Genomic DNA, 13,671 nt, shown 5'->3' on the forward strand with positions numbered 1-13,671 from the left:
ACCATTTGTACAAATTTGTGCCAAACTGGAAACGATGCTTCTGGATAATTCTTCCTAAAAAACGCGCTCCTGTACAACGTTAGGGGGTTTTTTGACGGAAGTTGAGTCGAGTTCGAGCGGGGTTGTTGAGTAATAAGGGGAGAACCATGTCCAAGATTGTTGCAATTTCAGGTACGAGCAGGCCTGGAAATTACACATCACGTGCGATCCGGGTTGTGTCTGAAACCCTTCGGGAAAAAGGTGCTGATGTGATTGAGTTTGATGCCTGCGATCTTAATCTCAATTTTCCGGGCTTTCCCATCACGGAAGATGCCTTGAAGTTGCGGTCGGTGGTAAAGGAATCGATTGGTGTGGTTTTGGGCACACCGGAGTATCACGGAACGTTCTGTGCCATGACCAAGCTGATTATCGAGAATCTTGACTTTCCTTCCGTACTGGCGGGAAAACCTGTTGCGCTGGTCGGCGTTGCTTCCGGGCGGATAGGGGCGATTAAATCGTTAGAGCAGCTCAAAGGTGTGTGCTCTCACGTGGGTGCAATTGTGATACCCGGAGCGGTCTCTATCGCGGGTGTTCATAATGTTTTCTCTGATTCGGGGGTTGTTGATACGGCGGCCGAATCGGCGCTACAGGGGGTAGCGACCGGGATGTTGGGTTTTTTGAAAGAATATGTTTGTCCCAAATATGTGCTTGAACATGAGGGGCTTGAGGACAGTGTCCGTGGCGAGGGGCTACCTGCCTGGGTAGCCAGTCTGTGATAAGAAAAAAACTGTTCAGGTTGGTCGCAGTCGTTGTTCTGGTTGCGGCTTTGTTTGCTGGTGCAAGTTATTTTATTCGATCCTGGGTGATTCTTCCGAGCTTCGTCGAGTTGGAGCAAAAAGCCGTTCAGGCGGATTTCGAGCGGGTGCTTGAAGCCATCGAACGTGAGGCGGTACACGTTCAATTGCTGGCGGGTGATTGGGCGGTCTGGGATGATACCTACGAATTTATTGTTGATTTGAATCCCGAATACATTCAATCCAACCTGGCGTGGGAGTCTCTGTCCGAAGCCAGCGGCATTCACCTTATTTATTTCATGGATGAGCGCGGTGAATTGCGCTGGGGACAAGCCTATTCTCCGGTGGAGGGAAAGCGGGTCATGGTGCCGGAGTTTGATGCAGAAATTCAAATATTGAAGCCGAAATGGTGGCATTCAGCAGAGGCTCAATCCGGCGTCATCCTGACCGGTATGGGGCCGATGTTTATCTCGGCCTGGCCAATATTGCAGAGTGCCGGGGACGGACCCTCGAGAGGGACCCTGTTTATGGGGCGATTTATGAGCGCCGAAGTGCTCGCGGAGCTTCAGGAACAGGTTAAAGTGGAGTTTAAAGCCTATCCGGTACCGGATTTTTTAGCAGCCAACCCGACGATACCCGATTTAGATTATGGTTCTGCGGAACAGCGCCAAAATTTGATTGATCGCCTGGTCGGGAAAAAAATGAGCACGACCGTTATGGATGAATTCCGAGTTCGTGCGATGGGCATTATTGACGACTTTGCGGGTAACCCGGCGCTTTTTATCGTTGCTGACCTGGATCGAGAGATCATGGCACAAGGACATAAAGCTGCACGTTTAGTTACCGTTTCAGTGATGATTACGCTGTTGGTAATTATTCTGGTTCTCTTTTCAGGGTTTGTGCTGTACAGCATCGGAATTCGACGTACCAACAAAATTATTACGGCAACCGTGACCCAGCGAACCCGTGAGTTGAGTGAAGCAAAGTTGCAGGCTGAGGAGGCTACGCAAAGTGCTCTACAGGCGAATGAGGCAAAAACGGAGTTTTTGGCCAATATCAGTCATGAAGTCCGCACTCCACTTAACGGCATAATTGGAATGGCTCAGCTTGCCGGTGATACCACTCAGGATATAAACCTTCGTAATATCTGTACCACGATTCTGCGTGAAGCTGATGCTTTGATCGGTTTGATTAACGATACCCTCGATTTATCGAAGATTGAGGCGGGTCGAATGGACCTGGAAATTCGACCGTTTAACTGTGTCGAGCATATTGAAGATATCGCTTGTGATGTTGCCTTGCGAATGGAAGGTAAAGATATTGAAGTAACTTGTTATGTCGCGCCTGATGTACCCGTGTGGATTTGTGGTGATGCCCGGCGGCTTCGGCAGGTGCTTCTTAATCTCGCCTACAATGCACTGAAATTCACGCCATCTGGCGAAGTTCGGCTGCGGTTGACTCGAGCGGGTCAACCGGGTGATGGCCTGACTCTGAAATTTGAAGTCGAAGATACTGGAATCGGGATTGCAGCAGAGAAGCAGGGCGATATTTTTCAGCGATTTACCCAGGCAGATGGATCCATGAGCCGACGTTTTGGTGGTACCGGCCTGGGTACCAGTATCGCTAAAGAGCTGGTTGAATTAATGAATGGCGAAATTGGTTTAAACAGCCAATTGGGTCAAGGCAGTACGTTTTGGTTTACGGCAGAGTTTGGCTTTTCTGAATCCCGTGAGGTTGCGGGTGAAATGTGGCAGGTACAGCAACCAGAACGAATACTGGTCGCAGATGGTTGTCCAAGCAGTGCGGCGAACATCTGTGCGTATCTTGAAGCATTGGGCTTTGAGTCTGTAACGGTCAGTTCTTTTGATGAAGCGCTGGATGTTGCAACCATTGCAGAGCTTGACGATGCGCCCTTCAAACTAATGCTGGCCGAAGAAAAGATTATAGCAGATGCACATGGAGAGAGCATCGAAGGCTTGCCCATTGTCGTAATGTCCAGAATTGGTCAGGCGGGACTGCTTGATTTTGGTCAGTTGAGCTCTGACAGTATCAAAGGTTTGTTAATCAAACCGGTTCGCTGGAGCTTTCTATGTGATCATCTCTGCCGGGTATTGCATGGGCATGGTATTGCAAGAAGTGCTTCAAGGGAGTCATCTGGTTCCCGCTCAAGCGGGCCAATTTCCGCTAAAGTGCTTTTGGTAGAAGATTATGTGACCAATCAACAGATTGCCCTGGCGCACCTGCGTTCGGCCGGTTTGACAGTCGAGCTTGCAGAAAATGGCGCGGAGGCCGTGGCGGCCTTCAAGTCCGATGAGTTTGATTTGATTTTTATGGATTTGCAAATGCCCGATATGGATGGTTATGAGGCGACTCGGATTATTCGGGAAACAGAACGGGAGCGGGGCGTTGCTGATCATGAGCGTGTACCCATTATCGCGATGAGTGCCCATGCCCTCAAAGAGTACAAGGATCGCTGCCTGGCATCAGGAATGGATGACTTTTTTGCTAAACCATTCAAGCGAGAGAGCTTGATTGCCAAAGTGAGAGACTGGTTGTATCGCTCAACTTCGGTAAACTATTTAGCGTCAACAGATGACTGCACCTCTGAATCCGAGGGAATTGACTATACTTCTGGGTCTGCGGTTGTAATTGATCTTGAGCAAGCTGTTGCCGAGTTTATGGGAGATCGTCAAACAGTAGAACAGACTTTGACCGCATTTCTTGCTGAATGCCGTCAGCAGATCAACAAAATGAAGCAGGCGTATGCTGCCGAGGACTGGCCCTGTCTGGCGAATGAAGCACATCGAATCAAGGGGGGGGCCGCAAATTTGACGGCGAAGATTCTTTCCAGTGCAGCCAGCTTGCTGGAAACCGCATCCCGTGCGGGTGACAAAGAGGGTTGTGCGACAGCCCTGAAAAATGTAACCGACGCGCTCAAAGAGCTGGAACAGGAAGTAAAGGAGAAATTAATTGGTGTCTAAACCGAGGTTTTTAATCGTCGATGATGATTCAGTCAGTCGCGTGAAACTAAAAACCATTTTAAGCGAAGTCGGAGACTGTTTGAGTGCCGAGGGTGGAAACGAAGCGATCGGCTTGTTCATCCGGGAGTTTAACGGCGGAAAACCATTTGATATGGTTGCCCTGGACATTGATATGCCGGGAATCAAGGGCACCGAAGTGCTGGCCCGTATTCGCCAATTCGAGCAGTCTGTTGATGAACCTTCGGATGCTGATACCCGTCCCCGAGCCCGGGTCGTGATGATTACTTCCCATTCCGACCGTGCCCACGTACAAAAGGCGGTTAAATACGGCTGTGACGGGTATATCGTGAAGCCGTTCAATCAAATGAGTATCTTTGACAAATTGGCACAGTTTGGTTGGGTTGCCGGGCTGGAAGTCGTCAGTACTGCGGGGATTGGTGCTGCACAGTCGTCACCGGTGGCCGGTAAGCCTGAAAAAGCAACCAAACCCCAGAGCAACCAGCCCTCCTTGAAAACTGCAATTGTAGAAAAAATTAAAGAATTGAAAGCCGGCAAGTTCAGTTTGCCCTCGCAGCCCGATGTTTATCTTGAGTTGAAAAAGCTGATTGAGGATGGCGCAGATTTGTCTCAAGTCGCGGAGCTTCTGAAAAATCATGCCACCATAACAGGTACACTGATCAAGATATCCAATACCGCCAAATATCGGCGGGTCAATCCCAATAAAAGCCTGGCGGAGGCGATAGCCCGGCTCGGACTGGAAGAGACCCTCGAGCAGGTTTGTGCAATCTGTACCAAAGGAATGTGCACCGATGTGAGCCCCAAATATCGGGAGTTTGGTGAAGAGGTCTGGCGCACCTCCCTGGCTTGTGCGTATACCTGTGAAATTCTCACCGCCGAGTTAAACCAGGAGCTGACCGTTGATCCGTTTACGATGGGGCTGATGCATGATATCGGAAAAATTGCATTATTGCGCATATTCGAATTTCTGGAAAAGAAAGGGCTTTATGGTGAGGAAATTGGCTGGGAGGAGATCCGACCGATCATGAACCAGTATGAGGGGGTTTTGGGAGCCATGCTGTTGCAGCAATGGCGCCTGCCGCCAGACTATCAGAAAGTTGCCCGCTATCATGGTTCGAAATTACCTGATGGCGGGGTTCTCGTTGCGTTGGATATTACCAATATGGCGATTGACTTGATTCCCCTTCTGGATGTGTCTGCTGATCTAAGTACGGAAGATGCGAACGAGCGAGTCCAGGCTTTTTGTGATAAGTACACAGGAAGCTTTTCCGAACTGAATAAAGATCTCGTCCTGAGCTTGTTGGAGCGGGTTTCCGGTACGCTGCGTGAAGGACTGGGGGCAATGTCCTAGCTTCAAAATCTCGCTTTGCTGACCTTAATGTCATCTCATGAGGACGTTAGAGTCATTGTGGCATCGAATCGGTAATGATTGAATGTGTCATGATTGTTTTATCCTTCTTTAGATCCGACCCCAAGTGAAAAGCAATATGACCAACCTTGATCTGAACACGGCCTCTGCGGGCGCCATAATATCAGGCATGAAAGCTGGAGAGCTCCGATCCCGGGATGTTCTGGAGCACTTTCTGGCTCGACTTGAACAACACAATCCATCCTTAAATGCCGTGGTTGCACAAAACATTGAAATTGCACGAGAGCAGGCCAGGCTTGCCGATGTGAAACAGCAGTCAGGTGCTACTTTAGGTGCGTTGCATGGTTTGCCGGTGACTATTAAAGATACCTATGAAGTGGTTGGAATGCCAACGGTCTGCGGGTCATCGTCCTTGCGCGAGCATCTGTCAAAGCGTAATGCTGTTGCTGTTCAAAAAATGATTGATGCCGGGGCAATCGTCTTTGGCAAGACCAATGTTCCGCGTTTCGCCACAGACTTCCAGAGCTACAATTCGGTATATGGCCAAACCAATAATCCATGGAATTTGCAATGTACACCGGGAGGTTCTTCCGGTGGTGCCGCTGCGGCTCTGGCGGCAGGGATAACGCCAATCGAATTGGGAAGTGATATCGGCGGGTCAATCCGAACGCCAGCACATTACTGCGGGGTCTATGGTCACAAACCCACGCAGGGTGTGATCAGTTTGCGTGGACACATTCCAGGCCCGCCTGGCGTGCTTTCAGAGCCTGATCTCGCAGTGGCAGGCCCACTTGCCCGGTGTGCGGAGGATCTGGAGTTGCTGATGTCGGTGGTGCAAGGCTGCACGGAAATCGAAGCCCGTCGCGGGCCGGTAAAGCTGCCGCGTTGTACGAAAAAGAAACCGGCCCAGTTTCGAGTTCGTTTCTGGATGGATGAAACACTTTGTCCGCTGGATGCGTCCGTTATGAATGCGTACAGCCATTTATTGGACGTAATGAAAAGTGCTGGGATTCAGGTGGATATCGGCGCGCCGGAGGAGTTCAGTTTTGAGCGTGTTTACAAGCTCTATCTTCGATTACTGGGCGCACAACTATCGAATACCGCCGGTAAGTGGCAACGTCTTCAATTAAAAGCCGCAGGGCCCTTGATTCAGCGTTTTGGCGAGTACTTCGGTGCCGGAGCTCACATGGAGGAGTTCTTCGCGGGGATGGCCATGAGTTATGCGGATTGGCAGCGTTGCAATGAGAGGCGCTGGCGACTGATCGAGAAAAGTGAGTACCTCTTCAGTCAATATGATGTACTCCTGACCCCCATTGTCCCGACGACGGCGATTACCCACGATAATGAACGTGCCGTTCATCGCCGCCAGATCCGGGTCAACGGCAGAACTCGGCCCTATACGGATCATTTGCCGTGGATCGCTCTCGCAACTGCGCTGGGGTTGCCTGCGACATCTGCTCCGATTGCAGTTAGCTCACAGGGCATGCCGATAAACATCCAGATTGTGGGGGCGCGTTACCGAGACGCAAACTGCTTTGCTTTTGCGAAAGTACTGGCGTCGTTGACTGGCCCTATCGCCCGACCTGCCGCTTTTTTCTAATCTACTTGCAGGCACTGGGGCTGCTCGCGTCAGGGGCTAAACCTGTTGCAGCAGCCCTGTTTGGGCTTGTGTGACGTTAATCAGATCCGAGGGTGAAAGCTCGACCTCCAGGCCCCGCTTTCCAGCACTGACAAAAATTGTGCTGGACTGCTCTGCGCTTCGGTCAAGGTATGTGGCCAAACGCCGCTTTTGGCCGATCGGGCTAATACCGCCTACCAGGTATCCTGTGGCACTTTGCGCTTTTTGGGTGTCCGCCATTTCTGCTTTTTTTGCGCCCGCCAGCTTGGCCAGTGCTTTCAAGTTGAGTTGACTGGTGACCGGAAGAATTGCGACGACCAAATCACCTGTATTGAGGGTGGCAATCAGCGTCTTAAAAACCCGGTCAGGCTCAATGCCCAGTTTTTCTGCTGCTTCCAGACCATACGAAGGCGTTTGCGGATCGTGCTGATACTCGTGGATTGTGCAAGTGATCTTTTGCTTTTTTAATAAGGTAATCGCGGGGGTCATAGCACGGTACTGACCTGTACAGAGAAGCCAACAGGTCGTGTTGGCTTCTCTGAGGGTTAAAGGTTAAAAGGAGGTCAGGAGCCTGCTTTCTCTCTGGCGATCGCGCGATACGCGATATCCTTGCGATAGAAACTCCCCTTCCAGCTAATCTTTTCAGCTTGTTGGTAGGCGATTGCTGCCGCTTCCGATACGGTATTCCCAAGCGCCGTTGAGCACAGAACCCGTCCACCTTGAGTCACGACATCATTGTTTTCGGTTTTGGTACCGGCATGAAATACTTTCGCGTTGGGGACTGTCTGGTCAAGGCCGGCTATTACATCGCCCTTTCCATACGCGCCTGGATACCCTCCAGCAGCCAGTACAACACCAACAGCGGCGCGTTCATCCCACTTTGATTCGACCTGATCCAGCTTGCCATCGATTGCCGCAAGGCATAAAGATGCAAGGTCGGATTGCAGGCGCATCATAATTGGTTGGGTTTCGGGATCTCCGAAGCGGCAGTTGTATTCAATGACTTTCGGAGCGCCTTCCGCGGTGATCATCAAGCCTGCATACAAGAACCCGGTATAAGGATTACCCTCGGCGGCCATGCCTTCAACAGTAGGATAGATTACTTCATCCATAATTCGCTGATAGACTGAATCTGTTACCACCGGGGCAGGGGAATATGCTCCCATTCCACCTGTATTGGGGCCAGTATCACCATCGCCTACGCGTTTGTGATCCTGGCTGGTTGCCATTGGTAGTACGTTCTTACCATCAACCATCACAATAAAGCTGGCTTCTTCACCTTCGAGGAATTCTTCGATAACAACTCGATGTCCAGCATCACCAAACTTGTTTCCGGCAAGCATATCCTTCACTGCTGCTTCCGCTTCTTCCAGGGTCATGGCCACGATGACCCCTTTTCCGGCAGCCAGACCGTCCGCTTTTACCACAATTGGTGCGCCCTGTTGCTGCAGGTAATCCAGTGCGGCATCGACATCCGTAAAATTCTGGTATGCTGCTGTTGGAATATTTTGTCGGGCCAGGAAGTCTTTAGTAAAGGCTTTTGAGCCTTCAAGCTGGGCTGCAGCATGGCTTGGGCCGAATATTTTAAGGCCTTTTGACTGAAACAAGTCTACAACACCCTCAACAAGAGGCGCTTCGGGTCCAACGATAGTTAAATCGATTGCATTGCTTTCGGCAAACTCGGCAAGTGCTGCTAAATCCTGAACGCCAATATCGATATTTTCGAGTTTAGGCTCCAGTGCTGTTCCGGCATTCCCGGGGGCAACGAATACAGCCTCTACAGCTGCTGTTTGGGCGACCTTCCAGGCCAGTGCATGTTCGCGCCCACCGCTACCAATGATAAGTACTTTCATAATCAATCCACTTTGTTTAGTGCCTGAAATGGCGCATACCGGTAAATACCATGGCGATGCCATGCTCATTTGCGGCGTCAATGACTTCCTGGTCCCGCATTGAACCACCTGGCTGAATTACCGCTGTGATTCCGGCTGCAGCGGCGGCATCAATGCCATCTCTGAACGGGAAAAACGCATCCGAAGCCATAACAGAACCTTTTACTTCCAAGCCTTCATCACCGGCTTTTATTCCGGCAATTTTGGCACTGTAAACCCGGCTCATTTGCCCTGCACCAACGCCGATGGTACGACCGTTTTTGGCATAGACAATTGCGTTGGATTTAACAAATTTAGCAACTTCCCAGGCAAACAGCAGGTCGTTTAGCTCTTGCTCGGTAGGTGCTCTTTCAGTCACCATCTGCAGCGCTGAATGATCTACCATGCCCAGGTCACGATCTTGAACCAGCAAGCCGCCATTCACGCGTTTGTAGTCAAAGCCGGGCACGCGTTCAGAGTTGATCGCGCCGCTTTCGAGCAAGCGGACATTTTGTTTGCTGGCCACAACCGCTTTGGCATCTTCGGAGATTGATGGCGCGATAATGACTTCGACAAACTGCCGCTCGATGATTTTTTGCGCCGTGCCACCATCCAATTCGCGATTGAAGGCGATGATGCCACCAAATGCTGAGGTTGGGTCTGTTGCATAGGCGAGGTCATAGGCTTGGTCGATATCTGCACCGATGGCAACACCGCAAGGGTTCGCGTGCTTGACGATAACGCATGCGGGATCCGCAAAAGGTTTGACACATTCGAAGGCTGCATCGGTATCGGCGACGTTATTGTAAGATAGCGCCTTACCCTGAATTTGCACTGCAGTAGCAACACTGGCCTCCTCCGGATTACGTTCCACATAAAATGCAGCGCGTTGGTGAGGATTTTCACCATAACGCATATCCTGGGCTTTAACGTACTGGGTGTTGAATGTGCGAGGAAATGTATCTGATTCGTTATCGCTCACTTTGAGACCGAGGTAGTTGGCAATTGCACCATCATAGGCGGAGGTGTGCTCAAATGCTTTTACCGCGAGATCGAATCGTCTCTGGTAGCTCAATGCGCTCTGGTTATTCTTCAGCTCTTCCAGAATCGAATCATAATCCAGTGCATCGACAATGATCGCGACATCCTGATGGTTTTTGGCTGCGGAGCGAACCATTGTTGGGCCGCCAATATCGATATTTTCGATTGCCATAGGTAAATCGCAATCCGGTCTGGCGATGGTTGCTTCAAACGGGTAAAGGTTTACGACGACCATATCAATCGGAGCGATGTTATGCTCTGCCATCACGTCGTCGTCTGTACCTCTGCGGCCCAGAATGCCGCCATGTATCTTCGGGTGCAGTGTTTTGACACGACCAGCCATCATTTCTGGAAATCCGGTATGGTCTGAGACTTCGATCGCCGGAACACCATTGTCCTTCAGAAGTTTATAGGTGCCGCCAGTGGACAGAATTTCGATGCCAAGTGTAGTAAGTTCCTGGGCGAATTCAACGATGCCAGTCTTGTCAGAAACACTGATTAGTGCTCGCTTTACGAAGTTGTGCTTATCAGTCATGTTGCTTTCTTTATACGGTTGCGTCTTAAATTGGTTGCATCTGCAGCCTCTGGAGGCATCAGATTAAGCGGCAGGTTGTTGAGCGTAGCTTTGCACATGTTACGTTGTTCAAGCAACGAGCCATGAAGTTTGTTCGGAGTTTAGACCATAACCTTGGGCGGGTCATTATTCTGCGCGGTGGTCGTTGGTGATACCCGTTCGGTTTGTGGTAAATGTTCCGTTTGGTTCGTGCCCCGCTTGGCATTGAGCCAAGCGGTCGGGTACAGGTCTGGATCAGGTGCGTACGTTGATTCAGTTGTGCTTACAGTAATCCGTATTGTTTCAGCTTCTTGCGCAATGTTCCGCGGTTGAGGCCCAGCATAACTGATGCTTTGGTCTGGTTGTTACGCGTGTAACGCATAACCTGTTCCAGAAGTGGTGCTTCCACCTCAGATAGAACCAATTGATAAACGTCTGTTACCGGTGCGCCATCAATTTGTGCAAAGTAGTTTTCCAGTGATTTTTCGACACTGTCCCGCAGGGTTACATTGGGTGCGACTTCAGTATTAAACTGGAAGCTTGAGTCCGTGCTCGCAACAGCTTGATTTTCTGCAATCGTGTCAGTTGTCATGCGGCTTTTTCCTCTCCGTTACTTTTTTTGATCATTGTTTCGAAATAGTTCTGAAGTTGCTCTTTCTGAGCTTCTGCCTGCTCCAACGTATTAAAGGTTTTTCTGAACTGCTTTGCATCGTCCATGGTTTTCAAATACCAGGTCACGTGCTTTCGTGCAATTCTGACTCCCATCAATTCGCCATAAAAAGCATGCAGTTCAATAATATGGTTTAGCAATATATCTCTAACCGACTCAACTGAAGGAGGGGCGAGTTGCTCCCCCGTCGCCAGGTAGTGGTTAATCTCATTGAATATCCATGGGCGACCTTGGGCCGCACGGCCAATGAGCAGGCCGTCCGCGCCAGTTGTATCCAGCACAAGTTTGGCTTTTTCCGGTGAGTCAATGTCACCGTTGGCAAATACAGGAATACATACAGCCTGCTTTACTGCTGCAATCGTGTCGTATTCAGCATTGCCGGTATATCCGCAACTTCGGGTTCGTCCATGGATGGCAAGCGCCTGAATCCCAATACTTTCTGCCAGTTTGGCGATGGTTACGGCGTTGCGGTGATCAGGGCTCCAGCCCGTTCTCATTTTGAGGGTTACGGGTACATCGACCGCGTTAACCACAGCTTTGAGTATTTCTGCTACCAGAGGCTCATCGCGCATGAGGGCGGAGCCGGCTGCCTTGTTGCAAACCTTCTTGGCTGGACACCCCATATTGATGTCGATTATTTGCGCCCCTCGCTTTACATTCTCCCGAGCGGCTTCGGCCATCAATCCGGGTTCTGCGCCAGCGATCTGAACGCTTATTGGCGCGTCTTCACCCTCGTGATTCAGCCGGAATTTTGATTTTCGTGTGTTCCAGAACCGCGTGTCCGAGATAACCATCTCTGACACCGCCAGTGCTGCGCCTTGCTGTCGGCAAAGCTGACGAAAAGGTCTGTCTGTGACCCCTGCCATTGGCGCGAGAATCAACTTATTCTCGAGCTCATAAGGACCAATACTTGGCATGTGATAAATTCTCCAACCGGCCCAAATTCAAGGGGTGCCTATAATACTCGGACAGCTTATCCGATTAAAGGCCCTTTTTCCTCTATTTTTCGATTATTTTTTGTGCATGCTGGTTGACAAATGGACTGTTTTTCAATCCATACCGGATTGATTGTTCAAAAAAAGTGCTTTTGCCTAGCAATTACCACACCAGATCCATTTTGGATTGGAAAACCCAACCTCAGGGGGATGGGTTTTGAGCGGGGCTGTTCGGCTCGCCCGGGCCGGCGTTCGCGTGAAAACTAATCGAATAGTTGACTGCTTTACGTCCGGGGTCTTGCACTTCTATGGCCAAATGTACCGGAACACCGCTTGGCATGATCGTCATCCCTTCAGCATCTCCAGTAAGGTACTCTTTCGGGAAAAAAATACGTTCAGCGACGATATTGTTATTGATATCAGAAAAGTGCAATCCAATCTTCGGGAAGGGTTGTTCGAATGTTGCCTGATTTACAATGACCGCGTCGATGATAAGTGCTTTTTTTACGGTCGGGTGACTCCGAACGATCAGGTTCTGGCTCTTGATCTGGCTTAAATCGACGAGCTCTGGTAGTTGGCAATTTGCATACTTACAGGCAAGCGCGTAAATGGGGCGCAATTTAGGGTATTGCACCAGCTTGTCGAAGTGCATCCAGGCAAGCTGGGTGATCAATCCGATAGTGAGAGCGGCGATAATGCACAGCCAGACAATTGCTCGTACTACTTTGTTTCGAGAGTGACTCGCTGCTTGTATCGGGTCGATTTTCAAATTATTGAAAGGCGATTCTGCATCGTGACGACGTGAATAGTCCTGTAAATCATTTTCCCGGTTATGGGGGCTTGGCTGGCTTCCGTGGTGGTGCTCTACGCTGAATTCCGCGGTGCGGGTATAGGCTGATTCCGGGGCCGGATTTGTTGGTGTCACTGAAGGTGTCGCTGAAGGCTCAGCATACTGGGGTCGTTGGGTGGATACGGATTGATCATACGTGTGAGTGGACGATGGTTCGGGCGACGCAGCGAAAGTGTCTTCAGGTTCTTTTTTCGTTGTCACATTTTGACGGGCCGGACTCGATTCCAGCTCTTCCAGCATTTTCTCTGCCCATTGTTCATCTGATGTTGGTCCAGATTCTTGCTCTTCAGCATCATCCAACGCATCTGAAAACTGATGGCTTTTCTCATTGTCAATTTCAAGGAAGGATGTGCTGAACTCATCATCACTCGATGTTGCGTTCGATCCGGTATAGCTTTCTTCTTCCGCGTCTGCGTCCGGGTCGTCCTGAAACATAAATTCAGTATCATCCTCAAGGGCTTTTTCCAGTTCGCTTTCCGTGGGGGAAGATTTCTCCGTTGAGGAGACAGACTCGTCAAACTTCCAGCCAATTTCGTCATTGTCGATATTTTTGCTCGAGCTGCCCGAGCGGGTTGCAGTGTCAGTACTTGCAAAAGACAACGGGCTCGGATTCGCTTCGTTGCCTTGACTCGAAATGGGTTGTATTGGCTCATCCTGGTGCTGAGCCTGGCTTGCGATTACGGATCCAGCTCGCTCAATTGAACTGAGAGGTTGTTCGGTTGCCGCAGTTTGTGGTGTCGGGCTGCTGGTGGTCGTGAGGAGGTGATCTCGTGCATTGAATACCTTCATACAGGAGCCACAGCGAACTTTTCCACCGGCGGCATTTAGATGCTTTTCCTGAAGTTTAAATGTAGCGCCACAGTTAGGGCACTGCGTCAAATAATGTTCGCTCATTGCATCCCTTCTAAATCATCAACATGGCTGGCATTTTAATAGTCATATATTTCTGTTTAGAAACAGGTGATTTCCAGTAGTTTGAACTCTTGAGCATG

At 50.2% G+C, this 13,671-nt stretch carries 10 protein-coding genes; 4 read left to right on the top strand and 6 right to left on the bottom strand.

Annotation, left to right across the window (positions count from 1 at the left end; all coding sequences use genetic code 11):
- The first annotated feature begins 146 nt into the window (after positions 1 to 146).
- From OLMES_RS04745 to OLMES_RS04760, 4 genes are all read left to right on the top strand, one after another.
- Positions 147 to 755, top strand: a complete 609-nt coding sequence (locus OLMES_RS04745; protein WP_087460197.1) for an NADPH-dependent FMN reductase — start codon at positions 147 to 149, stop codon at positions 753 to 755.
- Positions 752 to 3,754 (top strand): CHASE4 domain-containing protein, encoded by a 3,003-nt coding sequence (locus OLMES_RS04750; protein WP_087460198.1) that lies wholly within the window; start codon positions 752 to 754, stop codon positions 3,752 to 3,754. Before OLMES_RS04745 ends, OLMES_RS04750 begins: the two co-directional genes overlap by 4 nt.
- Complete coding sequence (locus OLMES_RS04755) at positions 3,747 to 5,123, top strand: HDOD domain-containing protein (RefSeq protein WP_198343219.1); 1,377 nt, start codon at positions 3,747 to 3,749, stop codon at positions 5,121 to 5,123. The genes OLMES_RS04750 and OLMES_RS04755 overlap by 8 nt, the downstream gene beginning before the upstream one ends.
- 136 nt (positions 5,124 to 5,259) lie before the next feature.
- A complete protein-coding gene (locus tag OLMES_RS04760; RefSeq protein ID WP_087460200.1) occupies positions 5,260 to 6,741 on the top strand; it encodes an amidase family protein in 1,482 nt (493 codons plus the stop codon).
- A 36-nt stretch (positions 6,742 to 6,777) separates the two neighbouring features.
- Here OLMES_RS04760 and ybaK read toward each other — a convergent pair whose 3' ends face one another.
- The 6 genes from ybaK to OLMES_RS04790 form a co-directional block, all read right to left on the bottom strand.
- A complete protein-coding gene (ybaK, locus tag OLMES_RS04765; protein WP_087460201.1) occupies positions 6,778 to 7,248 on the bottom strand; it encodes a Cys-tRNA(Pro) deacylase in 471 nt (156 codons plus the stop codon).
- Between the two features lie 74 nt (positions 7,249 to 7,322).
- A complete protein-coding gene (gene purD / locus OLMES_RS04770; RefSeq protein WP_087460202.1) occupies positions 7,323 to 8,612 on the bottom strand; it encodes a phosphoribosylamine--glycine ligase in 1,290 nt (429 codons plus the stop codon).
- Between the two features lie 16 nt (positions 8,613 to 8,628).
- Positions 8,629 to 10,206, bottom strand: a complete 1,578-nt coding sequence (gene purH, locus OLMES_RS04775) for a bifunctional phosphoribosylaminoimidazolecarboxamide formyltransferase/IMP cyclohydrolase (RefSeq protein ID WP_087460203.1) — start codon at positions 10,204 to 10,206, stop codon at positions 8,629 to 8,631.
- A gap of 301 nt (positions 10,207 to 10,507) precedes the next feature.
- Positions 10,508 to 10,816: a DNA-binding transcriptional regulator Fis gene (gene fis / locus OLMES_RS04780; RefSeq protein WP_087460204.1), complete on the bottom strand. Its 309-nt coding sequence runs from the start codon at positions 10,814 to 10,816 to the stop codon at positions 10,508 to 10,510.
- Positions 10,813 to 11,811 carry a tRNA dihydrouridine synthase DusB gene (dusB, locus tag OLMES_RS04785; protein ID WP_087460205.1) on the bottom strand — a complete coding sequence of 333 codons (999 nt, stop codon included), beginning with the start codon at positions 11,809 to 11,811 and terminating at the stop codon, positions 10,813 to 10,815. The genes fis and dusB overlap by 4 nt, the downstream gene beginning before the upstream one ends.
- A gap of 220 nt (positions 11,812 to 12,031) precedes the next feature.
- Positions 12,032 to 13,573 (bottom strand): zinc-ribbon and DUF3426 domain-containing protein, encoded by a 1,542-nt coding sequence (locus OLMES_RS04790; RefSeq protein WP_087460206.1) that lies wholly within the window; start codon positions 13,571 to 13,573, stop codon positions 12,032 to 12,034.
- Positions 13,574 to 13,671: the final 98 nt, after the last annotated feature.

This window comes from Oleiphilus messinensis (assembly GCF_002162375.1).
Classification (GTDB): domain Bacteria; phylum Pseudomonadota; class Gammaproteobacteria; order Pseudomonadales; family Oleiphilaceae; genus Oleiphilus; species Oleiphilus messinensis.